Source organism: Lysinibacillus sp. OF-1 (genome assembly GCF_028356935.1).
GTDB lineage: Bacteria > Bacillota > Bacilli > Bacillales_A > Planococcaceae > Lysinibacillus > Lysinibacillus fusiformis_D.
In genome coordinates this window covers 1768019-1792282 of record NZ_CP102798.1, presented here as the reverse complement: position 1 = coordinate 1792282, position 24264 = coordinate 1768019, and the positions used below count along the sequence as shown (strand labels likewise).

The window sequence follows — 24264 nt, the reverse complement described above, 5'->3', positions numbered from 1 at the left end:
ATAAATTATCGCTAAAATTTAACAAAAATAAGAACTCCACGCTCAATCTATTGACAATAATATCCACTATATCGCTAGTTTAAATAGGTAGAAAGCATTTGGAAACCGTAGAGGTAAACCCAAAAGAGAGGGAGCAACAGAACCATTTTAAGAAAAAGCCCTCTTTTTTCAACATATTCTCGAATGCCTGAAGTAAGCATAATAGCACTTAGTAACAATAAGCTATGCTGAGCCCCATAGATCTGCAAAGAAAATGTAATAACGAATGGCAAGGCGGCTGGAAAAATAAAATCTGCTAACGGTCTCTTGCTCTTCGCTTTGTTTAAATATATGGGAGGAGCCGTTTCTTTTTCTATCGATTTAGCCCCTGTAAGTTTCTTTGCTAGCATAAAGGCTAGACTGAAAAATATAATTGTATACACAATAAATAATAGAAACGGCATTCTACTTTCTTCATTCAACAAATGAAAATAATCCACCATATCTTGTGCCTTTAGTTCATAATACTGCATCGTTTTCTGATCCATTAGGAATAATCGTTCATCCTTGCTAATCACCTTCACGGCCATTTCCTTGCCATTATAAAGACGTATATATAAGTCGCTTACCGTAGTAGCATTAGCTGGTCGACTAACCGGATTTTTTGGGGACTGTAATGCTTGTTGGAGATGTTCCTTGTCTTTCACCTCATAACGGTTGATGTAGAACACTTGCTTTAATGGATACAAATATTGCTCCTTGCTATCACTTCCAGACAAATACCAAGCCTCTTGAATTGTTTGAAATTCACTATGATGCAGGGATACTAGCTCCTCTCGCTGCCTTTCATTGTAACTGAAAAGTAGAAGTGTACTTATACTAAGAATAATGCCTAGTAACAGTGTATAAATATGGCCTCCCTTGTGCATCCCTACGCCTCCTTTACAGACTTTTATATATAGTAATTATTGTAATATACGGTTTACACTCCCAATAAGTTTCATCTATACTAATAATAGAGGTGAAGCAAATATGAGTAAACCAGCATTATACGTACATTTAGTCATTGGACCTGATTGTGATTTCGAATCCATGGCCATCAGAGCGGCACTAGAATCCTTTGATGCATGGGTGACAATTCATTTAATCGGAAGACCAAATGATTTGATTGATGTCTTGTCTGGAGAGGATCTGCCAAGCAAAATGGACTATCTTATTTTAAACTTCCACGGTAATGAGGGACGCTTTTGTTTACCCGAGTTAGGCGAAGATGTATATGAAGACAATGAACCTAAAAGTATCTACTTTGAACGACAGGATGTCCTATCCTATTGTCAGCTACAGGATGTCAAGGTGATAGCAGCTGGCTGTACATTAGGCTGGCAACAGCTAGCGACAGCCTTTTTAGAAAGTGGCTGTCACTCCTATTTAGCACCCGATGATTATATAGAAGGTAACGCAAATCTCATGTTTCTTATTCGCTTTTTCTATGAGATCATCACGAATCAAAGAAATCAGCAGGAAGCATTCGAACTCGCCCAAGCTATTGATGCAGAAACGACCATGTACAAGCTATATTTAACATAAAAAGATCGTAGCACATGTTATTGGCTACGATCTTTCTTTAGTTAACGTTGCTGTTTATCTAGCATGGATTCTGTAAAAGCCTGTGACTGTCCTTTTGGAATACTAAGCGTTTGCCAAGCAGAGCCCTTAACTTGTTTCGCAATATAAATAATTTGACCGACATGCTGTGCATAATGCGCCATCTGTCTTTCAATGGCATCAATGACTGCTAGCTGCTCTCCTCTAATTGTGACATATCGCTGCAAATCAGATTCTGTTAAACTCGCTAAGGCGTCTAAAAACACTTGCCAACCCTTTTCCCAAGCTACGAGCATGGCCTCTTTCGTGTGAAGACTATCCATAAACTCATCATCTCGATTACGTGTAGACTTCTCACCATCCGTCGTTAAAAAATCTGTCCAGCGTGAAATCATATTGCCACTAACATGCTTCACAATAACTGCGATACTATTGGATTCCTCATTATACGCCCAATGTAACTGTGCCTCTTCTAATTGGGCAAGCGCCTTATCCCCCTGCTCTTTCACATTGTTAAATCTTTTTTGAACAACTTGTAAATAAGTGTGTGCGATTGTCATGATTGTACCCATCCCCTCTTTTCTATCATTCTATAATAGTTCAAAGGGATTGTCTCATCTGCGCTTTACTAATCGCCAAGAATAAACGTCCTTACGATGGTCGCCATTTTTTCTTGGACTTCTTGTGGGTCGCCATCTAATTGATAACCAATATGATAGACATAGCCGTTATAGTACGTATAAAATTCATTGGCATTTGTAGTCATTTGAAAGATGCGCTTATCTGTTTCATCGTAATTATAGTAAATGTAAACAAAACCTCGATCTGGTGTCATCTCCCGATAATATAAAGGATTCATAAAATTTAAACCTACATTTGAAACTTTAATCCCTAAAGTTTCCTCAATATCTTTCGATTTAATATATGTTGATAAGGGATTACGATTTACATTTGTCACTGAGAAATTAATGTATTGTAGATCCCTGCCAGTGGAGGATTTTTCTTTATAGCTAAATTGAAATTGCGTTTGTTGACTGCCATCATCCATTTTGGATGATACCGCATAGACCTCCTGAATATTTGGTTGAAATGGCAACTCTTCCGGTGTAGTAAGATGAACGACATTGCCCAGTGAGGTTGCTACTGATTGCATAGCCACGAAACCCTGAAGTGGTGCATAATATTTGATATTTTTTGCCTGACTTAAAAAATTGGCTAGCGGGAAAAACTGACTGTATGTTGTATCTGTTCCTTCCACTTCTGTTTGAAACAAATCCGTAAAAGGAGGTTTTTCTTCTTCATTCATTACCTGTGTCGTCAGTTGATTAGACGGTTTGGCTGCTTGCCAGGCAATGAAAAATAAAATAGAGCATGTCATCATGATGGTAACTGCACGATACGTCCACTTTGGTTTGGACGGATAAGGCTCTTGCTGAATTTGTTGGCGAACCTTATGTATGATTGCTTCTTTATGTGCTGAAACATCTTGTAACGCCTGCATTGTATGCTTATCCATGGAAAAGTACCTCCCATTCAATATGTTGCAAATCTATTTTTAATAGCTCCTTCCCCTTCTTTAAACGAGATTTCACAGTACCTTCAGGAATTGTAAGTAATTCCGCAATCTCTTTAATCGTCATCTCCTCTAAATAAAAATAAACGATTGCTTCGCGTTGCTTGATTGGTAAGCGTAAAATCGCTTCATCTAGTAAGGCTTGCTCATCTTGACGAATCAGTGTGTCCTGTAAGACCATTTTTTGCTTTGTAAAAAATCTATGCTGCAATGTAATTTTTCTGTATGCCCAGCTTTTTAAGTAATCCTTACATTTATTGATTGTCATGCGGGCAAGATATGCTTTCATCTCCCCTCTCTCTTCATAATCCTTTTGATGATAAAATTTAATAAATACGTCCTGCACAATATCTTCGGCTATTTGTAAATCCTTCGTATAGTAATAAGCAATTCGAAACATTTGCTCCGTATGTATAGCCATTAGCTGCTCTAATTTTTCGTTATCTGACATGTGATTTCCCTCCTTCCACACTATAAACGATTCCCAACCAGAAAAAGATTATTTTTCCAGCTGATAATGACATAAAAAAACCGCCTCTAAAATTCGAGACGGTTTATTGCTTCTTTATAAATTTTCATCAATATATGTTTCGATATCAGAAGCTATCGTATCAATTGGTACATCTTCAATATTTTCAGCAAAGCCATTATACATTTTGACCATTACACCATCTTTGTCCACTAAGAAAAATTGATTGCCATGAATGACTTGGTCACTGTTAGGGTCGTTTTTCACTAATATCTTTGTATTTTTCACTGCAAACTGTTCAATATATTTTTGTGAATAGCCTGTCAGAAGATTCCACTTAGATTCATCTGGCACATTGTATTTACTGATATAATTAGCTAACACTTCTGGTTTATCAACGTCTGGATCTACTGAAAAGGCAACGATGTGATAATCCTCTACTCCTTTTTTCTGGAGCTTTTCCTGCACTTGTGCCATGTTCAATGACATCGGCGGGCAAATCGATATACAGTTCGTGAAAATATACATGCCGATCCAAGGCTTACCTTTTAAACTTTCGAGCGAAACGGTTTCACCACGTTGATTAATATGTTCAAAATCGGGTATTTCGAGGCTGTAGTCTGCTTTAAATTTTGAATTTCCACATGCGCCAAGCACAGATGCACAGGCTAAAAGTAGAACTAGCCCTATTAACTTACGTTTCATGTCAACACTCTCCCTAACCTACACTACCCTCATCCTACCGTAGGTTGTAAACGTTGACAAGAACTTCTACGTGACAGCTTTCGTACATCTTTGTGAAATAAATTTCATTTTAACGAAACGAGCGCCGCATGAATCGCATCAAGCTTTACTTCGACACGGTGCAATAAATAAAATGACACTAAAATCGGAAAACCGATATCGGATATCATGTTCAGCCACGGTTCCATTTGTCTCCCCCTCTCTCCTACAGTAAAACAGGTCTTTGCGGTTTCATTGCAAAGACCTGTTTTGAATTATTCTGTTGCTACATCAAATTCTGTTACTTGACGATCTACCATGCGTGCACCCTTGATGGAAGATAAAGCACCAGTCTGTCCAGCAAAGACATTTTTACCTATGATCGATGTCATAGCCTGCTGTATTTCAGCCGCTGTGATATGCGGCTTTGGTGCATCAATTGTAAGTGTTGTCGTTTTCCCATCAGTCGTTGCAAAGAGTAACTCTAAAACTTGTGTCATGTTTGATTCCTCCTTAAGATAACTCGTTTGTTTCTTGCTTGACAATACTAGCCAATGTCTGTGATGAAAGACTAGCAATGACATGTGCAACCGCTACTAAGTCGCCCTCATTATGCGAGGGGCTAATATTTCGATATGATTTTGTGATGAATATTGGTTCATTTTGTTCATCATAGCCCGTCACATACTTAAGACGCAGTGTTGCATTTAAAAAGTGAACGTCTACCATCGAGTCTCACCTCCCTTCTGCACACTATATAATGGCGAATTGCTAAAAAAGGGACATTATAGGATGAATTTTTTTTCGGAAGCTCTTATAATAGAATGAGAGAAGGCAAAGAGGTGAACGATTTGTTACAAGGTTGGTTTTTATGGTTTATTTTATTTTGGGTTGTCGTCCTCATTTCATTGATGGCTATTGGCGGATTCTTCATGTTCCGAAAATTTTTAAAGGCACTCCCTAAACAAGATGGAAAATCAGATTTAGATTGGCAAGAATATTATTTAGATAGAACGATTCACTTATGGGGACAAGCTGAAAAAGACTTACTCTATGAGCTAGTAAGCCCTGTACCTGAGCTCTTTAGACAAGTAGCAAAGGAAAAAATTGCAGGAAAAATTGGCGAGCTCGCATTAGAAGAGAAGGCTGCTGCCATCAATAATGACCTTATTATTCGTGGATATATCCAGGCCACACCAAAACGCGATCACAAATTTTTACGCAAAAAATTAGAACAAATGCACATTGACATCGCCCCCTACGAACATTTATTTGATTAAAAAAACGCTGCACGAAGCTATGTGCAGCGTTTTTTCTTATTTATAATGTGGGTGTTCGTGGCTATCCGCTGCTTTTGAAAGGCTATCCTTCGCTTTTGAGCTTCTATCCACGCTTCAAAACTCTATCCTCTTCTTTCGCAAAGCTATCCTTCGTTTTCCTCATCCTATCCGCTACTTTTGCTATTTTATCCACCACTTCTGAGCTTCTATCCACGCTCTAGGTTCTATCCTCTTCTTTCGCAAAGCTATCCTTCGCTTTCCTCATTCTATCCGCTACTTTTGCTATTTTATCCACCACTTCTGAGCTTCTATCCACGCTCTAGGTTCTATCCTCTTCTTTCGCAAAGCTATCCTTCACTTTCCTCATTCTATCCGCTACTTTTGCTGTTTTATCCACCACTTCTGAGCTTCTATCCACGCTTCAAAATTCTATCCTCTACTTTTAAGCTTCTATCCACACTTTTGCTGTTCAAGCACAAAAAAACTACACTAGCTTCTGCACTAGTGTAGTTTTGGGATTGTTTTTTTGACTCTTTTAAACTGGATCAGCATAGCGATTCGCCAAGGTAATAGCATGGCGAAGGCTAGTATCCAGAACATACCTGCTAATTCACCGACATCGATGGAACTACTTAAAATCATTTTCGCTACGACTCGGAATATTAACAGACCGAATAAAATAAAAACGAAGGCTTTGGAACGTTTTAAATAGATGTCTCGTCCCTTTACTTCAAATTTCGAAGTAGCAATTAAGATTGTCGAGAACAACATGCCCACCGCGGCTGCTTCTAAAATTTGCATGGCTGGCACGCGGAATTGCTCAAATAAAAACATGAGTGCACCAGAAGACATGGCAATTGGTGGGATAATAATTTTCTTCTCATTTGTCGGCTTTTTGGAAGCTCTCATTCGTATGATCATCACAAAGCCGCCCATAAGAATGGCCATGATAGTTGACCCTATAACATAATAGTGAGAAGGGATACTGCTCAACATAAAAATCCTCCTCTAATGTCTAATTAGCAATTTTGTCCAAGTAATTGATCGGCGACAGCCTTTAATCTTTCTGGCTCGAAAGGTTTTGTGATAAAATCCTTGGCGCCGCTTTCAATCGCTTCTACGATTAATTTTTGCTGACCTAATGCTGTCACCATAATAATTTTTGCATTTGGAAATTCTGGGACGATTTTTTTTACTGCCGCAATACCGGTCATAACGGGCATCGTTACATCCATTGTGACTAAATCTGGTTGTAAATCACGATACATCGCCACAGCTTCTTTGCCATTTGCTGCTTTACCGACTACCTCATAACCCCATTCTGAAAACATATTACTGATTGCAACACGCATGAATAGCGTATCATCCACTACTAAAACTGTAGGCACATGTTCATCTCCCTCCGCGTTAAAGTTCGGTATGCCTTTTAGTTTAACAAATTAAAAGCCTGTAAATCCACCGAAAATAGGCTGTAAAACGCGGGTAATATACGTTAAGCCGTCAAAGAATAATAAAATCCCCACGGCAATCATGACATAACCACCGATTTTCACAATTTTTTGGCTGTGTGTACGAATCCATGTCATACGTGAAATAAAGAAAGATAGCACGAAGAATGGAATCGCAAATCCTAAATAATACGCAAGCATATAGCTAAAGCCCGCACCAGGATTTGTACTAGCTAACATAATAATAGACGCAAGGATTGGTCCCGTACATGGTGTCCAACCTGCCGCAAAGGCAATACCAATTAAGACAGATCCAAAATAGCCAGACGGTCTATTTTTAAATTGGAACTTTCGATCCTTCATTAAGAAGTCTACTTGCAATAATCCGACAATCATTAAACCGAATACTACAATTAAAATAGCGCCAACCTGTCGTAATAAAGTTTGATAATTTAGGAAAAACTCTGCCGCAAATGAAGCGCTTAGTCCAATAATGATAAAGATAATTGAAAATCCTAGTAAAAAGAATAATGTGTGGAAAATGGCACGTTTTTGAAGCATGCCTTTTTCTGATTTTAGCTCATCTAGTGTCATACCCGTTATGTACGATAAAAATGCTGGATATAGTGGAAGAGTACATGGTGAAATAAAACTTAAAAACCCTGCACCAAAAGCTAAAAATACGTTAATATCAGATCCCATATTTTTTAATCGCTCCTTACAGTTACTGCATTCATCGTACCAAAAAAAAGGCTAAAAAGCGTCCTTTCTGTTTGTGAACGTTTCATGGCAAAATAATGAGGTTTTTAAGAAGTTCCATCAAGCTCCTTCTGCATTATGCCCTCCTCTTGATTTTCTGTCAACATAATCCGCCATTCTTCTACCCTATTATAGAGGTTATCGCTCACTCCTTTCCTCTAGCCTTGACATTGTCGATTGCTTGCCGTTATTGTTGAAAGAGGCTTTAGTAGTGAAACCCTCATAATTATTGTAAGAAACTATTCAGACGAACAGATTCATCATAACACCAAGTCATCAGATGACCATATTATAAGGTAACATTAACAATATTATTATCTTACATTTCGACAAGTATCCCCTACTCCACAAAGTGTTCATGTTAACCATGAGTATATGACTACTTTTCATGTATAATATTGATAACCGATGTGCAATGGATCGAAAAAAAGAGGTGTAGCCCTTGAAATTAAGAAAAATTAAACCAAAAAAGATTTATGAAGAAGTATCCGAAATCCTGCATGAAAAAATCAGGGCTGGTGTCCTAAAACCAGGCGATCGACTGGACTCTGTAGAACAGCTTGCCGAACAATTACAAGTGAGTCGATCCGCCGTTCGAGAAGCGCTTTCTGCATTAAAAGCTATGGGGTTAATTGAAATCAAGCAAGGCTCTGGAACTTTTGTCAAAAGTGTACCAGCCAAGCAACTTGATTTTCCTTTATCCACTGCCATGTTAACAAATAAACAGGATATTGCGCATTTATTAGAGGTGCGTAAAATAATTGAAGTAGGAGCAGCAGCAAGTGCAGCAATCCATCGTTCAGAACAGGATGTACAAGCGATGTTACAAATTTTAGAGAACATGAAGCAAGCACATGGGGATGGTGAACTCGGTGAAAAAGTAGATTATCAATTCCATGCAGCTATTTCCACTGCCTCACAAAACCCTCTACTCGCTACAATCTTAGATCAAATTTCTGGCCTAATGATAGACACGATGAAAGAAACGCGACGAATATGGTTGTACTCCCAGAAAACAACGAGTGAACAATTATATGACGAACATATGCAAATCTTCCTCGCAATTAAACAACAAAATGAGGAGCTAGCCAAACATGCCATGGCGTCTCATTTAAGCAATGTTGAAAAAGTGCTCTTACAATATTTTGAAACAACTGAGTCTCAATCATAGTAAACTGCCTAGCACTCACTAGGTAGTTTTTTTATTTTCCGAAAATTCATGAAAAATAGTTTTATTCTCTGTAAAATTTGTTGTATGATAAAATCATTGATAAGTCATCAGATGACCAGTTGTTTTTTTTAAAAGGAGCGATAAAGATGAAAGTCACACTATTTGCCACTTGCCTAGTGGATTTGTTTCAAGGGGATGTAGGGAAAGCCGTTGTTGAGGTGTTAGAGAGACTTGGCTGTGAGATTGATTTTCCAGAGGATCAAATTTGCTGTGGTCAGCCTGCCTACAATAGCGGCTATGTGAAGGAATCGAAAAATGCGATGAAAAAAATGATTACAGCCTTTGAGCATGCTGAATACGTCGTCTCCCCCTCAGGTTCTTGTGCTTATATGTTAAAAGAATATCCTGAGGTTTTTAAAGAAGACCCGATCTGGGCAACAAAGGCACAAGCATTAGCAGATAAAACCTATGAATTTACAGAGTTTATTGTCAACGTTTTAAAGATAAACGATGTAGGAGCTCATTTAGAAGGCAAAGCTACTTATCACACATCCTGTCATATGACACGATTGCTTGGTGTAACAGATGCACCTTTTCAATTATTAAAAAATGTCAAGGGCTTACACTATGTGGACCTCCCTGGCAAAGATCGATGCTGTGGGTTTGGTGGTACATTCTCAGTCAAAATGGGCAATATTTCTGGAGAAATGGTCAATGAAAAAGTACACAATGTGGAAGAAACAGGGGCAAATATTTTAATTGGGGCAGATGCTGGCTGTTTAATGAATATTGGTGGCCGCATTCACCGTCAAGGCAAGCCGATTAAAGTGATGCATATTGCAGAAGTCTTAAACTGCCGTTAAGAGGGGGAAATTAGAATGGCTATGAAAACAAGTGATGATCGCTTTCATCAACGTGTAACGAAAGAGCTGGAAAATCAATTTATGCGTCATGCTGTTTCGAGTGCCCAAGAACGTTTCCAAACACGCCGCCTTCAACAAACAAGAGAATTGGGACATTGGGAAGAATGGCGCTCGCATGGTGAGGAAATTCGCAAGCATGTTTTAGCTAATTTAGATTATTACCTCTATCAATTAAGTGAAAATGTTGCTAAAAGAGGTGGACATGTTTTCTTTGCCCAAACCGCACAAGAAGCAACAGCGTACATTCAAAGTATTGCGAAACAAAAGAATGCGACAAAAATTGTGAAGTCAAAATCCATGGTGACAGAAGAAATTAACTTAAACACGGCTTTAGAGGCGCTTGGTTGTGAAGTGATTGAGACAGACTTAGGCGAATATATTTTGCAGGTCGCAGATCACGAGCCGCCATCCCATATTGTGGCGCCAGCCTTGCATAAAAATAAGGAACAAATTCGCGATGTTTTTAAAGAAAAACAAGGCTATCGTCAAACCGAGAAGCCTGAGGAGCTTGCTCTCTATGTGCGGGAAAAATTAAGACAGGAATATTTAACCGCAGATATCGGTATTACAGGCTGCAACTTTGCTATCGCAGAAAGTGGTTCGATTACACTCGTCACAAATGAGGGCAACGCGGATTTAGTAACAGCGCTGCCGAAAACGCAAATCACAGTCATGGGGATGGAAAGAATTGTTCCTACATTTGAAGATATGGAGGTCCTTGTTAGCTTACTAACTAGAAGTGCGGTTGGTCAAAAGCTAACAAGCTATATTACCACACTAACAGGGATTAAAGGCGAGGGCGAAACGGATGGACCTGAGGAATTCCATTTAGTCATAGTTGATAATGGGCGCTCTGCGATTTTAGGTGGCGAATTTCAACCTATTTTACAATGCATTCGCTGTGCTGCCTGTGTCAATGCTTGTCCAGTCTATCGACATGTTGGCGGGCATACGTATGGCTCTATCTATTCTGGTCCTGTTGGGGTTGTCCTGTCTCCGTTATTAGGAGGCTATGATGATTTTAAAGAACTGCCATACGCTTCTACATTGTGTGGTGCTTGCACGGATGCATGCCCTGTTAAAATTCCTTTACATCAGCTCATTCATCGACATCGTCAAGTTATTGTAGAGAATGAAGGCAAAGCACCCGTGTCTGAAAAGCTTTTAATGAAGGCTTTCGGTTTAGGGGCTTCCTCCCCTACTCTCTATAAAATGGCAACAAAAATAGCTGCTCCAGCTATGTCCCCTTTTACGAAGGACCATACCATTTCAAAGGGGCCAGGCCCATTAAAGGCTTGGACTGAAGCAAGGGATTTCCCAGCACCAAATAAAGATAGTTTCCGAGATTGGATGAAGCAGCGTACAAAAGGAGGTAAGCACGAATGACAAGTATGATTCAACACCGAGAGAGCTTTTTAGCTAACATTGCTAAACAGCTTGGACGTTCTCCTAAAACAGAACTTCCACGCCCAACTTGGCAGTATCAGCCACAAGATCGTGTGCTCAAGGAGGCGACACAGGATGAATTAGTAGAGGTTTTAATCAAGCAATGTGCTAACATTCATACGGATATTAAAATATCTAGTACGTCCACACTTCCCCAGGATTTACAAGCTATTGTTGACCATTATGGTGGTCAGTCCGTCATTACATGGAAGGACGAAAGATTGAAAGATTATGGACTATCTCCACTAATGACCGAACAATGGCCACAAGCCAATATCGAACTCTATGAATGGAATGCACAGCAACCTGAGGAAAATATTAGGCAAGCAGAAAAAGCAAATATTGGCATTACGATAAGTGAAATGACTTTGGCGGAATCAGGAACTGCTGTGCTTTTTAGTAGTAAGAAGCGAGGGAGAAGCGTTAGCTTTTTACCAGAAAAATCGATTATTTTAATCCCAAAAAGTACGATTGTCCCTCGTATGACACAAGCGGCACGTTGGATTAGCGAAAAAATCCGTCGTGGTGACAACATTCCTTCCTGCATTAACTTTATAACAGGTCCCAGCAACTCAGCAGATATTGAAATGATTCTCATCGTTGGTGTACATGGCCCTATTCAAGCTACTTATTTGGTTATTGAGGATCGTTGAAATGGCTTCATCAAAAAACCCAAACGATCTACAAAACGCTGAAGTGTTTTTGATCGTTTGGGTTTTCAATTCCTCGAGCTATGTTGTTGTATTTGGAACGTTTTCACTTGAGTTTTCTTTTTCATAATACTCTGGATGTGCTTCCTTCAAGATAGATGGACGTAGCAGTGCTAGCGAAAGGATAATAATAATGATGCTTGTTACTGGTAAAATAATAGTTGCTGGTAATGTATCATATAACATTCCATAGACCACCATACCAATTGGCATCATGGACATCGCCATTGTCTCCATTAAGCCAAAGACACGCCCACGATACTCCTCTGCAATAATTTTTTGCATATACACCCCAATCGGCATATTAATGCCCATTTCGAAAATTGCGAAAATAAAGTAGATGATTAAATAAAAGATGATGATGGCTATATAGGAAAAGCTTGTGAGTAATGGGATAATTGCTAAGGCAACACTTCCAGCCAATAGCAATAAGCTCATTTTCGAAAAGCGTAACGGCACCTTCACTTCTGGTCTTGTTGCGAAATAAAGGGATGCCACAAGCATACCCGCTGCTCCTGAAGCCTCAATAAAACCAAAATGCATGGATTTTACTTTTAGCAATTCAATAATAATGTATGTTCCCCCTACAGCGATAGCAGAAAAGAACAAATTAATCCATAATGCCACCCACATAATGGTTTTAATAACTGTACGTTGCTTGATGTAATGAAACCCATTTTTCAGTCCATCCCACATCTTTTCTTTTATCACATCTGCCCCTCTTGTACTATAAAGATTAAAATCCATCGTAGCCTCTAAACAAAAGGCAATCGTATAGGCCACCATATTGACCATTAAAAATACATCCATGTTAAAAAATCCATACATCATACCACCGATGACTGGTCCCCCAATCGCAGCCACAGACATCGACAATTGATTAAAGGACATCGCACGCTGTAAACGCTCTGGATTGACTAGCGTTGCAATGGCAGATGAGAACGTTACACCAGAAAATGCTGAGCAAATCGTATTAAAAACAGTAGCTATGTAAATGGCATAAACAGACATTCCTACTGTTTCTGTATAGAGCAGCAAACCCCCTACGGTCAAAATAGTCCCTGCCTGTGCGATTAAAATCGTTCGTTTTTTCGAAAAGTTATCCGCAACATAGCCTGCTAAAGGGGCTACAAGTGCACGTGGTAATACAGAACAAATCATATTCGTTGCAAAGCTCATCGCCGATCCTGTCATCGCTAAAATATACAAGCTGAAGCCAAACGCCATGACATTCGCTCCTAGCATGGCAATCATTTTGCTTGCCGTGAATGTCCATAAATGGTAGGTCGCCTTCTTTAATTTATCCGCTTCATTCATCCATAAATCCCTCCGTTTTTTAACTAAATTAAAAAGTTTAATTATATTAAACAAAATATACCACAGCTTCCCCTTTTCACGCAATAAAAAGTTTAATATAATTAAACAAAAGGAGGCGAGGCAATGGACTCTTTAGGCACACGCATTCGCAAATTAAGGAAAGAACAAAAATTAACATTAGAAGCACTTGCTGGTGATCGTCTAACAAAAGGAATGCTAAGTCAAATAGAAAATGATAAGGCCAAGCCTTCAATGGAAAGCCTTGACTATATTGCTGAGCGTTTAGGTGTAAAGGCTAGTGAGTTACTGGAAGAAGTAACCTCATCCTCCATTCGCCAGCTTTTAGAGCAGGTTGAAATTTTATTTACAGAAGTAAAACGTGGTGATGCAGACCATCATCAAAAAATTGTAGATTTGATTAGGCCGTCTATAGAGGGGCTTCCGCTTAGTTATGAAGCAGGCCGTTTATTGTATATTTACACTGATGCACAGTATGAAGCGGGATTAACGACATGGGAATCCCCACTTCAACAAGCACGTATCATCTTTAAAGAAATTAATTTACTGAGCCATTGGTTTAAAACCTTCGTTCTACAAATGACCATTTTCGCTGAAAAACGGCAATATAAATTGGCTTATAGCTGTATTTTACAGGCAAAAGAAATCATTGAACAAGAGGACTATCAGCTTGATTCACGGGATGCCCTGTTAATGACTTATTATTCAAGCGTTTTACAGCTTGCCATTGGGGAGCATGAGGAAGGGAAAAAGTTAATAAACGAGACAATTGCCAACGCACATAAAAACCAACTGTTCTATAAAATTGATGATATGTATCGTATTGGTGCGTATTGTGCCATGATTGACCATGACTTTGAACAAGCGGAGCATATGTTTATGAAGTTGGAACAGTATCGGGCATTTGCCGAACGTGTTCAAGTAGATGCTTTAATTTTTATTTTACGAGCACATTATTATAATAATTACAAACTTAATTATGAGCAGGCTCTGATAGAAATAGAGCGTTTTAATGAGCTCATACATGAAGATTTTGAAATTTTGGATGCAAACTATTATTATGCTGAAAAAGGAAAGTCCTGCTATTTACTTGGTCATTATGAGGAAGCGAAGGCCGCATTTGAACACTTTACAAAAAAACCGATCTTTATTAGCCATCCGTATGACATCCTAGCTTTAAATGAGTGCTTTTCCTATAAAGCCCTTTGCTATGCCCATTTTGGGGAGCTGACAACAGCCTATGACATTGCGAAAATGGCCTACACGGATTCACTGGAATTAGTTGATTTACCCTATAAACACAAAATTGAGGAAGTCTATCGGACGATTAAGGCACAAATTGATTCCATATCCTAAAATAAAGGGATTGCACAGCCTCGTGCAATCCCTTATTTTTACTACTGACGATCGTTCTTCATTTGTTTATGGATTTTACGCAACGCCTTTTTGGAGCCTCGTTGGATATCATGCTGAAGCTTGCGTTCATGATAGTCTACAAATAATGTCTCGAGATCATACCCCTCAGGATATAGCTCCTCTGCTGGTAATTCCAAGGTAAGTCGTTTGACATGCACCTCTAGCATTTGCCTCTTATAGAATACGCTGACATTATTGTATGGATTCATTTCTTCGTAGACAATGCCTACATCATCATAATCCAATAATTTTACACGGTCGCCTTTGGCAAAGGCATACGTCGCCCCCATGCTCGTTTTCTCTGCTTGTGGCTTACGAATTTTGCTGTCTTGAACAAGCGTTAGCTGATAATCCTTATTATTCAAATAATCCTTTGCCCTTTGTAAAACCGTTTCACGGACATTCATTTTTTTAGAAATCCATAGGGCATTACTCTCTCCAGACGTGCCAATTAGTAATTGATACAAAGGCTCTAGTGTTTCACTATTAAAGCGCATTGCCGCATTCATAAAATCAGGATGCATCTCTGAAAATCGTTTAATTTCGCCATAATGTGTTGTCGCTACGGTGATACAGCCCATCTGGTAAAATTCCTCTAGCATTGCAATTGCCAGTGCAGCTCCTTCATTTGGTTCTGTTCCACTGCCTATTTCATCGAACAGTAAAAGTGTATGATTATTTGCTGCGCTCATAATGTCGGACAGATTTTTCATATGGGACGAAAACGTACTTAAGGCATTTTCTATACTTTGATTGTCGCCAATATCAACAAAGATATGATCAAATATCGCCATTTCAGTTCCTTTATCCGCCACGATATGAAAGCCTGACATCGTAGCTAATGTTAAGAGACCAATTGTTTTCAACACGACCGTTTTCCCTCCAGCATTTGGTCCTGTGATAATTAAGCTACGGTAGTCCCTCGCGATAGAAAACTGTAGAGGTACTGCATTTCCTGGTAGTAAAGGATGCTTGCCATTGATTAATTGGATAAAGCCATAATCATTAATACGTGGCTCCATACCACCAATTTGTCTACTGAACTTTGCCTTGGCAAAGACCATATCATACTGGCTAATTAACTCCATGTTAATATGGATGGCTTGTAGATGTTCCATTAAAAGCCCAGATAAAGTTGCTAAAATTTGATACTCCTCTATCGCTTCCTCGGCTTTTAAGGTCGCCAATTCCACATTTAATTTAGCCACTACACTCGGCTCCATAAAAACGGTTGCCCCTTTTGAGGAAATTTCCACTACTGTCCCCTGTACATGGTTTTTATAAGAAGCCTTTATCGGAATCGTATAACGATCATCTTTTTGACTAATAAAAAACTCCTGAATGTATGTTTTATTGGCACTGTTATTCAAAAATTTCGTTAAGCGTTCTTTCATTTTTTCCTCTGTCGTCTCCATATGATGGCGAATACGCTTTAATTCGCGACTAGCAGCCGAATCCACACGATTGGCTTTGATTGCAAAATTAATTTCTTCTTCAACGCTTTTAAATTCAGCCATGGAATGGGCATAAGATGAAAGAACTGGTGCAAAAAATTCCTTATCCAGCATGAATTTTTTGATGTTACGACAGCCTCGTAAAAAGTCTGACATACTGACTAGCTCACTTGGATCTAAAATCATGCCCTTTTCAAGCTTCGTCATCAAATGCTCTATATTCGATACCCCTAAAAAGGGTACATGACCCTCTGCATCTAAAATCGCACGAGCCTCTGTTGTTTCATTCAAGCGCGTTTTGACTACCTTTAAGCTTGAGCTGGGCATTAATTTATCTAAAAGTTGTTTTCCTAATCCGCTAACACAGTAGGATTTAACGATATCTTTTAATTCATCATATTGTAATTTATCAAGAGTCGTACTATTCATTTGTTTATGCTCCTCATTGTAATGTTTTATCATACATGAAGATACCTACCCAATATTAGATAGCAATGATGGTTTTTTAAACATAGCAATTGCGTCTCTAAGTAATGGACGCTTCACTTTCGGCACAAAAGCATATGGGTACAGCAACATAAAAAAGCTGTGAGGATTCCCCACAGCTTCATCTTTAAAAGGCGAGTTTTTTAGCATCACAAATAAAACCTCATCTAATTGAAGTTCCAAGCATGTGTGCCACGCTTCATAAAGTATTGTAGGTATCTACATAGGTTTTTGAAATAAATCCATGACAAATTAAGGGGTGTGTTCATGACATATATCCCCTGTCGTCATAGCCTTTATTTCATTCAATTTTTACCTAGTTAGAACCTACCGCACTCACAAACATGCACCTCGCATTAAATTATCATTGTTATCTAATTATTGACATTTTACTATATGCTAGCATGGAAGTAAAGGTTGAAAAGGAAAAGTTCCTCCAATTTAAAACACCTCTTTTTCTACTTCTCCATTATTGTTATCGTGGACGTCATAATTCCATCACAAAAAAGACCTGTAGAAACTCTACAAGTCTTTTACGAAACGGATTTATGATGGGCCTTCCTTGTTTCTATGATTTTAGACCCTGAGAATAGCAGTAAAGCCGCCCAAATAATGCTGAATGCGAGGAACTCTACTTGACTAAACGGCTCTTTGTATAGCACGATGCCTAAAATCAAGACAATGGTTGGCGCCACATATTGAATAAAGCCTAGTAAATATAAAGGAATATTTTGTGCGCCCTTCGCAAATAAAATAAGCGGCACAGCTGTGACTAACCCACTGAAGATCATCAAAATGTCTGTTTTGACATCGACATGTAAAAATGAGGATTGATGGGTTGTAAACAGATAAATGTAATAGCCTAATGCAAACGGTAAAATCAATAATGTTTCAATCGCTAATCCCCTTGTAGGGTCCAGTGTAATTTTCTTTTTCAGTACACCGTAAATAGCGAAAGATAGCGCGATCAACAATGCTACCCATGGCACAGAGCCATAATTAATCGTTAAAATAATTACCGCAATAAAAGCAATTCCCGTCGCTACCCATTGTGCACGACTTAGCGATTCTTTAAAGAAAATCACCCCAAAAATAACAGACAAGAGCGGATTAATATAATAGCCTAAGCTCGTTTCAATTAAATGGTTATGTGTGACTGCCCAAATATACAAATACCAGTTCATTGAAATAACAAAGGATGCACCCGCAAGCTGCCAAAAATGCTTTTGATGAGACCATAAATATTTTAAATCTGCAACAAGATCCTTCCGCATTCGAAAGACGATGACAGCCAGTACCGTAAAGACAAAAGACCAAATGACACGGGATAATAAAATTTCCATACTTGGTACATGTTCAAGTAGTTTCCAATATAAAGGGAATGCTCCCCAAAAGGCATAGGCTAAAATAGCAGCCAAAACCCCTTTTTTCTCATTTGACATGGCCAATAACGCTCCTACTCTTATTGAAATCGATGAACGACTTCACATACTCTTAAACTAGTTAAAGAATAGACCCATTATAGGACTTTGTGCGGCAACTGTAAATGCCAAATTTCAAGTGCCTGACAATAGCTGTTAGCCTTTTGGCTCAGATTCTAGCTCGGAAATGTATCTTCGCACGGTGCTATAGCTAATATCTGGATTGATCTGGCGTTTGATGCGAATATGGATTTCTTTAATTCCAACCCCTTGTTCACGCATATCTCGAATCATCGACTTCAAAGGACCCGTCAGTGACTCTCTAGACATAGCTGTATATTTACTTAATTCAATCAGTAGCTCCGTATTTTGTTGGCGGAGCACCTTCATCTCCTCTATCACACAATTGTATTCGGTTACCTTTTTCTGTAGCACCATATTTTGCTGCTTGACCTTTTGCAAATCCTCTGTAAGCTGAGCATTTTGTTTTTTTAGCATTTTTCGTTCTCGTTCTAAACTTGTTTGCTTGTTATCTAAATCTGTATGCATAGTATTGTACAGTTCTTCCATATGCAACAATTCTAAATAGCGGCTTTGCGGAACGATCATTAAGCTATCTGTCGTATAGAGAGCAATCGTGCCATCTTTAAAAGGCTCATACGACAATGTAGAGGGCTTTAGTTTATTTGGCATTCGTTTTTCACTCCTCCACGAATCAATTCATGTAATCCTATTGCTTGAAGTAACATTTATCCGCTTCCTTTTTCATTTGATAATCATTCTCATTTAATTTTATCATAATCAGTATTTTGCTTTTTGTCAAAAAACAATTTTCACTTGGCGTAATACTTCCATTTGAGACAGAGTCACGTCATACATGGCATAGAAAAAGCTTCCTGCCAAATGATTGCAGGAAGCTTTAGACTTACATTTTTTTCAGTTTTTCATATTCCAATTGCAAACGTTCAATTCGTTTACGACCTTCTTCACGGTTTCTAGCTGTTTCTGCTTGTATTTGCTTCGTTTCTTGAATACCAGCCATAATCGTTTGCCATGTTGTTTCAATCGTTTCGATTTTAATGCTCGGGCTACCAGCTTGACGTGCAATATTCACACTGTTTTTACTAATATTTTCAGCATTGCGAACAAGCATTTCGTTTGTACGACGGTCCAGTTCAACCATCGAATCGGAAATTAGCTTTTGGCGTTTCAATGTGACTGCATGAATTAACCCTTGTTTAAAAATGGGAATCGTCGTTACAAAGGCAGAGTTAATCTTACCAATTAAATGGTTATTCCCCTGCTGCATTAAGCGAATTTGAGGTGCTGATTGGAATGATACTTGCTGTGCCATTTCTAAATCATAGCGACGTTGCTCTAATAATTCTACAGCGCGTAGCATTGTTTCATATTCCATTGCTGCCAGTTGATCACCTGTTTGTGCCTTTTGCTCAAGTGCAGGTAATGATGCGCGAACCTCTTCTGTTTTTACTTCAATCGCTGCAACAAATTTACTTAATGACTGGAAGTAGTTTAAATTTTGGTCATACAGATTTTCAAGGTCGATGGTATTACGCTTCATTTCACCTTCATACTTTTGAATTTCACGATAAATAACATCTACTTCTTTGTTCATGCTGTCATATTTAGATAAGAACCTTTCCAATTGCTCTTTCCCTTTATTAAAGAGCTTGGAGATGAAACCGCCCTTTTTCTCTTCCGCAAAATCTTGTGGATCGAACTTATCCATAATTTTATTAAGATTATTTAATAGCACACTCGACTCTTCCAGCTTACTGGCTTTCATCGTTGCGAGCATTTTATCTGAAAAGGTAGAAATGCCACTTGCTGTTTCTTTACCAAGCTCAAGCATAGCAATTTGATCTTTCACATCAATTTTTTGTGCCAGTGCATGAACCTCAGGATCTTGCTTTAACACCAGCTGATTTTGTGCAATTTGCGATAACTCCTGCTCTGACACAAGTACCGGCTTTTGCTCAGATGCCTGTTGAACTAGTGGATTTGGCTGTAATAAAGGATTTTCTGAAGCGAATGGGTCCTTGGATTTTAAAAGATCATTGTTGAATTCAGACATACGTTTTACCCCCTGCAATTTATCTCTACTAAATTACTTACGATTACCATGTAAAAAAGTTTCATTTCCTACAGTATGAAAAAATACGAGTTTGTTACATTATAGTCATTTTGGTGAAGCCTATATTGTAAGCTATATTGGTTAGGGTGAGCATTATGAATAAAAACCTCTATCTGGGCACGATGAAGGAGAATGTCTTCCATTTCTTTATTGATGGGACATCGCTGTTGAAGTTTTTGAAAGAACTGAGCTTTTTCCTCAGGTGTTGTTAAACGACACTTTGGCTTTAGGGCAAGAAGCGCGTCCACCTCTGATTTAGTTAACATAGTCTCACCCCTTTTTTAAATTATAGCTTCTTTCTATACAAAATTCGACTGATTCCGTAAATTCCTTTGCATTGTTTGCTAGCAATGACATCTAATGACCAAAAAAACAGCTACATCATCCATGTAGCTGTTTTTGGTCTTGTGTTATGTTGTTACCTTTAATACCGTTTTAATTTTTTGAATGACACCGCCAGAGCTATATGTCAATACACTGCGTTTATAGAACGATAAACTAAATAGGTACACGACAACAATCGTTGCGATTAAAATACCTAAGGATAATAGTGGAACAATACCTCCGATATCTGTAGCACCAATTCGCATTGGCATGATCATACCAGAAGTTAACGGGATATAAGAGAAAATTTTAATGATTAATGTATCCGGATTCCCCATGCCTGTAAGCATGACATAGAAGCCAATGATCGTAATAATCATCGCTGGCATTAAAACTTGACCCGCTTCTTCTACCTTTGATACCAATGAACCAAATAATGCACCAATGATTAAATACAGAATGACCGTTAACAACAGGAATACGATAGCATAGATCACATAGCCAATAGATAACTCCTTGATGATGCTAGCAGCCGCATCCCATACCATGCCACCTTTAATAAATTTCGCATAGATGAGGAAAACTGCTGCAATAATACCCATCTGTGTTAAAGCCAGCAATAATACACCAGCAATTTTCGCTTTAAAATGTGTCGCTGGTTTGACACTTACTAGGAGCATTTCCATTGCTCGTGAGCCTTTTTCAGAGGCAATTTCAGTCGTAATCATCGATAGGAATGTAGAAATGAAGAAATAGATTAAAATGCCGACAGCATAGGAAACAACTAACCCTGATTGCTTTTCTTCCTCACTTTTCCCACCTGCTGATTCCTCATTTAAGTTTTTCGTTGAAATCGTTGTTTGAGCCGCCATAATTTGTGCTGCTTGCTCAGGTGATAACGATAATTGCTGTACGGCATAATGCTGACCAGCATACTGCAATAAGGATGACAATGTGGATTGATCGTTCAATTTCAATGGTGTGAATGTCGCGATTTCTGCTTGTAGCTGACCATCTTGATCGTTAATCGTCACAATCGCATCAAGCTTGCCATCCTTTACTTTTTTTTCAAGTTTTGAAACATCCTGTTCATCCTGAATAAAGGCCATATCCCCATTGGAGACAAAGATTCCACTTAAATCTGCAGAAGTTTCATTAATAATGGCGATTTGCTGTGCTTCATCATCACCCGTAAATAGCTCTTTAATTTCTGACCAGAATACAGCTACAGACATGACAAGGACATATAAACAGGTCATTAAGATAAACGATTTGGACTTGATTTTAGATTTATATAATTGCTTCATTAGTAAACTAAACTTCGACAACATGGCCACCTACCTTGTCTTTAAAGATTTCATCTAACGATAAATAATCCAAGCTGAATTTTTCAATATATTTCCCATTGGACAGCTGCTCAAAAATACTTTGGGCAAAGCTTTCGTCTGCTAATGTAAGAACCGTTTGCTCCTTCTCTACACGCACATCCTTGACGCCTTCTAGTGCCAATAGCTGTGTCGTCGACCAATCCGTACGAACTGCAAGCTTTGTTTTGCCATATTGTTTCTTTAAATCTAGTAAGCTTCCAGAAAATAAAGAGACACCTCGTTTTAATAAGCACAAATGATCACAAAGCTCCTCGACATTATCCATTTGGTGACTGGAGAATAAAATGGTCGTACCCTGCTCTTTTAATAGTAAAATCGCATCCTTCAGTAAATCTTTATTAACGGGATCTAGTCCACTAAATGGTTCATCTAAAATTAAAAACGCTGGTTTATGGATAAAGCTTGCAATGAGCTGAACCTTTTGCTGGTTCCCCTTTGATAATGTTTCTGCCTTATCTTTACGTTTTTCTTCCAGTTCAAAGCGTTGAATCCAAAAATCTATTTCTTTTTTTAGCGCTGCTTTTTTCATACCACGTAGCTCACCAAGTAATTGTACCCGCCGTCGTTTCCTGTAAATCTAAAATCATTCGGAATGTCGTTGTCTTCCCTGCACCGTTTTGTCCAATCAGACCAAAAATTTCACCTTTTTCAATGGTAAAATTCAAATCATCCACAGCTGTAAAATCCTTGTACTTCTTTGTAACACGCTGTAACTGTAATGTCATGTTGTCATCCTCCTTATCCTTCAAATATATGTAAGTCTTGTTTTAAGCCCTTTTTGCGGTTTTCATTTTTCACAATAGGAATGACCAGCAGTAAGGCTACGATCAAGCTCATGCATCCTACACTAGTATTCACTAGTCCTGCAGCAGATTCCCATAAACCTAGCGCTATATTATAAATACCAGTCATTAAATTTAACAGTAACACGAGTATAAAAAAGCGATTCATTGATTTTATATAGTTAAATTTGGAAGTGATATCTGTAAATATTTCAAAGGGTCCCTCTGATTTTAGTTTTCGATAATAGGCCCATCCACCAAATTTGGACACACACTCAATATTCATCGCGTCTAGAAACTCAAAATAATCCTTTGATTTTCTATTCACAAATTCATTTCGATAAATATATAGTTCTGGTGTGCCTTTTTCAAATACAAAGTAACCTGCCACTGTTTTTTTTAGATTCCACCCCCGATCCGCCATATCATTGACCCATCGTTCTTCCTTTTCGTAATCCATAAAAAAACGATACATCCTTTTTTTCATCTAATATCACCTCTACTATGAAGTCATGCTTAAATTTTCATTATTTTCTGATTTCCCGGAAAATAATGCTCGCTTGTTAATCTGAAAATACATTTAATTCTTTCTTTAATCGATTACGTACACGCATAAGCTTATAGAGTGGGAGAGAGAATAATACGACAACAACTAGATTCAACGTATTCAATGTGAAACCAACCCAGTCAGTCGTTTGCTCCGAAAAATCGCCCATTAAACCGATGATACCAATGAACAAATTTAGTAGAATAAGGGAAAATAACAGTGTCATCTTTTTTGACAAGTTGCCAATTTTGGTTTTTTTATCTGTATAGAGCTCAAATGGACCTTCCTGTGCTACTTTTCTAAAAAACACAAAATTGCCAGAGCGATCAACCTGTTCAATGCCAGAGGATTGAAGAAATTCCAGGTAGTCCTCTTCATAGTGACTGCCAAATCGCTCCAATTCATCGTGGCGATAAATATAGCGACCTGGTTCTCCTCGTTCAAACGTAAACCGAATCCATGTGAATTTTTTTAAATGCCAGCCCTGACAAGCCATGTCATTAACCCACTTCTCTATTGCATAGGGATTAATCATCAAGCGATATTTATGCATATTATTCAACTCCTTTCGTTATACGGATACCATTGTCAAAAAGTTCCCTTAATCTCAAAATTTCATATTCAATGACCGTTTTTCCAGTAGCGGTAATGATATATTCTTTCTTTCGCCCATCTTCATCAAGCGCCTCTATCCAGCCTCGTTCTAGCAATGTTTTAATCGCACCATAAATGGTACCTGCGCCTAAACGCACTCGCCCATTGCTCATTTCCTCCACTAATTGCATAATGCCATAGCCATGCCTAACCTCGTATAATGCTAATAAAATATAATAAACGCCCTCTGTTAATGGCGGATGTTCCTGTGTCATC

The 24264-nt window shown here is 38.4% G+C and carries 27 protein-coding genes and 1 pseudogene; 7 read left to right on the top strand and 21 right to left on the bottom strand.

Annotated elements, in window-relative coordinates:
- Window positions 1–74: 74 nt before the first annotated feature.
- A complete protein-coding gene (locus tag NV349_RS08505) occupies window positions 75–908 on the bottom strand; it encodes a hypothetical protein (protein ID WP_058844045.1) in 834 nt (277 codons plus the stop codon).
- A gap of 103 nt (window positions 909–1011) precedes the next feature.
- On the opposite strand from NV349_RS08505, the gene NV349_RS08500 reads away from it, so the two are divergent.
- Complete coding sequence (locus NV349_RS08500) at window positions 1012–1566, top strand: delta-aminolevulinic acid dehydratase (protein WP_271912973.1); 555 nt, start codon at window positions 1012–1014, stop codon at window positions 1564–1566.
- A 41-nt stretch (window positions 1567–1607) separates the two neighbouring features.
- Here the strand turns inward: NV349_RS08500 and NV349_RS08495 are convergent, their stop codons facing one another.
- The 7 genes from NV349_RS08495 to NV349_RS08465 form a co-directional block, all read right to left on the bottom strand.
- The gene (locus tag NV349_RS08495) at window positions 1608–2144 is read right to left on the bottom strand and encodes a DUF1572 family protein (RefSeq protein WP_036129271.1); all 537 of its coding nucleotides are present in this window, start codon (window positions 2142–2144) and stop codon (window positions 1608–1610) included.
- A gap of 68 nt (window positions 2145–2212) precedes the next feature.
- A complete protein-coding gene (locus NV349_RS08490; protein ID WP_271912971.1) occupies window positions 2213–3100 on the bottom strand; it encodes a hypothetical protein in 888 nt (295 codons plus the stop codon).
- Complete coding sequence (locus tag NV349_RS08485; protein ID WP_101966819.1) at window positions 3093–3608, bottom strand: RNA polymerase sigma factor; 516 nt, start codon at window positions 3606–3608, stop codon at window positions 3093–3095. Before NV349_RS08485 ends, NV349_RS08490 begins: the two co-directional genes overlap by 8 nt.
- Window positions 3609–3722: 114 nt before the next feature.
- Complete coding sequence (locus tag NV349_RS08480) at window positions 3723–4331, bottom strand: SCO family protein (protein ID WP_036129262.1); 609 nt, start codon at window positions 4329–4331, stop codon at window positions 3723–3725.
- A 104-nt stretch (window positions 4332–4435) separates the two neighbouring features.
- Window positions 4436–4558 carry a YvrJ family protein gene (locus NV349_RS08475; protein WP_080717186.1) on the bottom strand — a complete coding sequence of 41 codons (123 nt, stop codon included), beginning with the start codon at window positions 4556–4558 and terminating at the stop codon, window positions 4436–4438.
- A 66-nt stretch (window positions 4559–4624) separates the two neighbouring features.
- Entirely contained in the window at window positions 4625–4849 is a 225-nt protein-coding gene (locus NV349_RS08470; RefSeq protein ID WP_141903056.1) for a DUF2922 domain-containing protein, read from the bottom strand.
- A gap of 13 nt (window positions 4850–4862) precedes the next feature.
- Window positions 4863–5078 carry a DUF1659 domain-containing protein gene (locus NV349_RS08465; RefSeq protein ID WP_058844042.1) on the bottom strand — a complete coding sequence of 72 codons (216 nt, stop codon included), beginning with the start codon at window positions 5076–5078 and terminating at the stop codon, window positions 4863–4865.
- Between the two features lie 122 nt (window positions 5079–5200).
- On the opposite strand from NV349_RS08465, the gene NV349_RS08460 reads away from it, so the two are divergent.
- Window positions 5201–5629 (top strand): DUF2621 domain-containing protein, encoded by a 429-nt coding sequence (locus tag NV349_RS08460; protein ID WP_141903346.1) that lies wholly within the window; start codon window positions 5201–5203, stop codon window positions 5627–5629.
- 501 nt (window positions 5630–6130) lie between these two features.
- On the opposite strand, the gene NV349_RS08455 is transcribed toward NV349_RS08460, so the two are convergent.
- Genes NV349_RS08455 through NV349_RS08445 form a run of 3 tightly spaced genes read right to left on the bottom strand, consistent with a single transcriptional unit; the run spans window position 6131 to window position 7779 of the window.
- Window positions 6131–6625 (bottom strand): CcdC family protein, encoded by a 495-nt coding sequence (locus tag NV349_RS08455; protein WP_036129247.1) that lies wholly within the window; start codon window positions 6623–6625, stop codon window positions 6131–6133.
- Between the two features lie 23 nt (window positions 6626–6648).
- Window positions 6649–7017 (bottom strand): response regulator, encoded by a 369-nt coding sequence (locus NV349_RS08450; protein ID WP_036129242.1) that lies wholly within the window; start codon window positions 7015–7017, stop codon window positions 6649–6651.
- Window positions 7018–7068: 51 nt separating this feature from the next.
- Window positions 7069–7779: a cytochrome c biogenesis CcdA family protein gene (locus NV349_RS08445; RefSeq protein ID WP_058844721.1), complete on the bottom strand. Its 711-nt coding sequence runs from the start codon at window positions 7777–7779 to the stop codon at window positions 7069–7071.
- Window positions 7780–8278: 499 nt separating this feature from the next.
- Between NV349_RS08445 and NV349_RS08440 the strand changes: the two genes are divergently transcribed.
- The 4 genes from NV349_RS08440 to NV349_RS08425 all read left to right on the top strand — a co-directional run bounded on the left by NV349_RS08440 (window position 8279) and on the right by NV349_RS08425 (window position 12029).
- Window positions 8279–9007, top strand: coding sequence for a FadR/GntR family transcriptional regulator (locus NV349_RS08440; RefSeq protein ID WP_036129236.1), 729 nt, complete (start codon window positions 8279–8281; stop codon window positions 9005–9007).
- 146 nt (window positions 9008–9153) lie between these two features.
- On the top strand, window positions 9154–9870 hold the full coding sequence (locus NV349_RS08435; RefSeq protein WP_058844720.1) for a (Fe-S)-binding protein: 717 nt from the start codon (window positions 9154–9156) through the stop codon (window positions 9868–9870).
- Between the two features lie 15 nt (window positions 9871–9885).
- Window positions 9886–11316 carry a LutB/LldF family L-lactate oxidation iron-sulfur protein gene (locus tag NV349_RS08430; RefSeq protein WP_036129209.1) on the top strand — a complete coding sequence of 477 codons (1431 nt, stop codon included), beginning with the start codon at window positions 9886–9888 and terminating at the stop codon, window positions 11314–11316.
- Complete coding sequence (locus NV349_RS08425; RefSeq protein WP_271912963.1) at window positions 11313–12029, top strand: LutC/YkgG family protein; 717 nt, start codon at window positions 11313–11315, stop codon at window positions 12027–12029. The genes NV349_RS08430 and NV349_RS08425 overlap by 4 nt, the downstream gene beginning before the upstream one ends.
- A gap of 78 nt (window positions 12030–12107) precedes the next feature.
- On the opposite strand, the gene NV349_RS08420 is transcribed toward NV349_RS08425, so the two are convergent.
- Complete coding sequence (locus tag NV349_RS08420; protein ID WP_036129204.1) at window positions 12108–13403, bottom strand: MFS transporter; 1296 nt, start codon at window positions 13401–13403, stop codon at window positions 12108–12110.
- Window positions 13404–13526: 123 nt separating this feature from the next.
- Here NV349_RS08420 and NV349_RS08415 point away from each other — a divergent pair, with 123 nt between their 5' ends.
- Window positions 13527–14777, top strand: coding sequence for a helix-turn-helix domain-containing protein (locus NV349_RS08415; RefSeq protein WP_271912961.1), 1251 nt, complete (start codon window positions 13527–13529; stop codon window positions 14775–14777).
- Window positions 14778–14818: 41 nt separating this feature from the next.
- Here the strand turns inward: NV349_RS08415 and NV349_RS08410 are convergent, their stop codons facing one another.
- The 9 genes and pseudogenes from NV349_RS08410 to NV349_RS08370 form a co-directional block, all read right to left on the bottom strand.
- The gene (locus NV349_RS08410) at window positions 14819–16720 is read right to left on the bottom strand and encodes an endonuclease MutS2 (RefSeq protein ID WP_271912960.1); all 1902 of its coding nucleotides are present in this window, start codon (window positions 16718–16720) and stop codon (window positions 14819–14821) included.
- Window positions 16721–17310: 590 nt separating this feature from the next.
- A complete protein-coding gene (rarD, locus tag NV349_RS08405) occupies window positions 17311–18219 on the bottom strand; it encodes an EamA family transporter RarD (RefSeq protein WP_036129191.1) in 909 nt (302 codons plus the stop codon).
- A 135-nt stretch (window positions 18220–18354) separates the two neighbouring features.
- Window positions 18355–18891, bottom strand: a complete 537-nt coding sequence (locus tag NV349_RS08400; protein ID WP_036129188.1) for a hypothetical protein — start codon at window positions 18889–18891, stop codon at window positions 18355–18357.
- A gap of 232 nt (window positions 18892–19123) precedes the next feature.
- The gene (locus tag NV349_RS08395; RefSeq protein WP_058844715.1) at window positions 19124–20293 is read right to left on the bottom strand and encodes a toxic anion resistance protein; all 1170 of its coding nucleotides are present in this window, start codon (window positions 20291–20293) and stop codon (window positions 19124–19126) included.
- 470 nt (window positions 20294–20763) lie between these two features.
- A complete protein-coding gene (locus NV349_RS08390; RefSeq protein WP_080717166.1) occupies window positions 20764–22008 on the bottom strand; it encodes an ABC transporter permease in 1245 nt (414 codons plus the stop codon).
- Window positions 21992–22790: pseudogene (locus tag NV349_RS08385) on the bottom strand (ABC transporter ATP-binding protein). The gene NV349_RS08390 and the pseudogene NV349_RS08385 overlap by 17 nt, the downstream one beginning before the upstream one ends.
- Before the next feature lie 13 nt (window positions 22791–22803).
- Entirely contained in the window at window positions 22804–23334 is a 531-nt protein-coding gene (locus tag NV349_RS08380) for a DUF2812 domain-containing protein (RefSeq protein WP_271912953.1), read from the bottom strand.
- A gap of 76 nt (window positions 23335–23410) precedes the next feature.
- Window positions 23411–23947: a DUF2812 domain-containing protein gene (locus NV349_RS08375; RefSeq protein ID WP_271912951.1), complete on the bottom strand. Its 537-nt coding sequence runs from the start codon at window positions 23945–23947 to the stop codon at window positions 23411–23413.
- Window position 23948: 1 nt separating this feature from the next.
- Window positions 23949–24263: a PadR family transcriptional regulator gene (locus NV349_RS08370; protein WP_089932492.1), complete on the bottom strand. Its 315-nt coding sequence runs from the start codon at window positions 24261–24263 to the stop codon at window positions 23949–23951.
- Window position 24264 lies beyond the last annotated feature (1 nt).

Excerpts from the sequence above, each read along its gene's own strand:
- NV349_RS08505 (WP_058844045.1), bottom strand. The coding sequence starts at position 908 with ATGCACAAGGGAGGCCATATTTATACACTGTTACTAGGCATTATTCTT.
- NV349_RS08500 (WP_271912973.1), top strand. The coding sequence starts at position 1,012 with ATGAGTAAACCAGCATTATACGTACATTTAGTCATTGGACCTGATTGT.
- NV349_RS08495 (WP_036129271.1), bottom strand. The coding sequence starts at position 2,144 with ATGACAATCGCACACACTTATTTACAAGTTGTTCAAAAAAGATTTAAC.
- NV349_RS08490 (WP_271912971.1), bottom strand. The coding sequence starts at position 3,100 with ATGGATAAGCATACAATGCAGGCGTTACAAGATGTTTCAGCACATAAA.
- NV349_RS08485 (WP_101966819.1), bottom strand. The coding sequence starts at position 3,608 with ATGTCAGATAACGAAAAATTAGAGCAGCTAATGGCTATACATACGGAG.
- NV349_RS08480 (WP_036129262.1), bottom strand. The coding sequence starts at position 4,331 with ATGAAACGTAAGTTAATAGGGCTAGTTCTACTTTTAGCCTGTGCATCT.
- NV349_RS08475 (WP_080717186.1), bottom strand. The coding sequence starts at position 4,558 with ATGGAACCGTGGCTGAACATGATATCCGATATCGGTTTTCCGATTTTA.
- NV349_RS08470 (WP_141903056.1), bottom strand. The coding sequence starts at position 4,849 with ATGACACAAGTTTTAGAGTTACTCTTTGCAACGACTGATGGGAAAACG.
- NV349_RS08465 (WP_058844042.1), bottom strand. The coding sequence starts at position 5,078 with ATGGTAGACGTTCACTTTTTAAATGCAACACTGCGTCTTAAGTATGTG.
- NV349_RS08455 (WP_036129247.1), bottom strand. The coding sequence starts at position 6,625 with ATGTTGAGCAGTATCCCTTCTCACTATTATGTTATAGGGTCAACTATC.
- NV349_RS08445 (WP_058844721.1), bottom strand. The coding sequence starts at position 7,779 with ATGGGATCTGATATTAACGTATTTTTAGCTTTTGGTGCAGGGTTTTTA.
- NV349_RS08435 (WP_058844720.1), top strand. The coding sequence starts at position 9,154 with ATGAAAGTCACACTATTTGCCACTTGCCTAGTGGATTTGTTTCAAGGG.
- NV349_RS08430 (WP_036129209.1), top strand. The coding sequence starts at position 9,886 with ATGGCTATGAAAACAAGTGATGATCGCTTTCATCAACGTGTAACGAAA.
- NV349_RS08425 (WP_271912963.1), top strand. The coding sequence starts at position 11,313 with ATGACAAGTATGATTCAACACCGAGAGAGCTTTTTAGCTAACATTGCT.
- NV349_RS08420 (WP_036129204.1), bottom strand. The coding sequence starts at position 13,403 with ATGAATGAAGCGGATAAATTAAAGAAGGCGACCTACCATTTATGGACA.
- NV349_RS08415 (WP_271912961.1), top strand. The coding sequence starts at position 13,527 with ATGGACTCTTTAGGCACACGCATTCGCAAATTAAGGAAAGAACAAAAA.
- NV349_RS08410 (WP_271912960.1), bottom strand. The coding sequence starts at position 16,720 with ATGAATAGTACGACTCTTGATAAATTACAATATGATGAATTAAAAGAT.
- rarD (WP_036129191.1), bottom strand. The coding sequence starts at position 18,219 with ATGTCAAATGAGAAAAAAGGGGTTTTGGCTGCTATTTTAGCCTATGCC.
- NV349_RS08400 (WP_036129188.1), bottom strand. The coding sequence starts at position 18,891 with ATGCCAAATAAACTAAAGCCCTCTACATTGTCGTATGAGCCTTTTAAA.
- NV349_RS08395 (WP_058844715.1), bottom strand. The coding sequence starts at position 20,293 with ATGTCTGAATTCAACAATGATCTTTTAAAATCCAAGGACCCATTCGCT.
- NV349_RS08390 (WP_080717166.1), bottom strand. The coding sequence starts at position 22,008 with ATGTTGTCGAAGTTTAGTTTACTAATGAAGCAATTATATAAATCTAAA.
- NV349_RS08380 (WP_271912953.1), bottom strand. The coding sequence starts at position 23,334 with ATGAAAAAAAGGATGTATCGTTTTTTTATGGATTACGAAAAGGAAGAA.
- NV349_RS08375 (WP_271912951.1), bottom strand. The coding sequence starts at position 23,947 with ATGCATAAATATCGCTTGATGATTAATCCCTATGCAATAGAGAAGTGG.
- NV349_RS08370 (WP_089932492.1), bottom strand. The coding sequence starts at position 24,263 with ATGACACAGGAACATCCGCCATTAACAGAGGGCGTTTATTATATTTTA.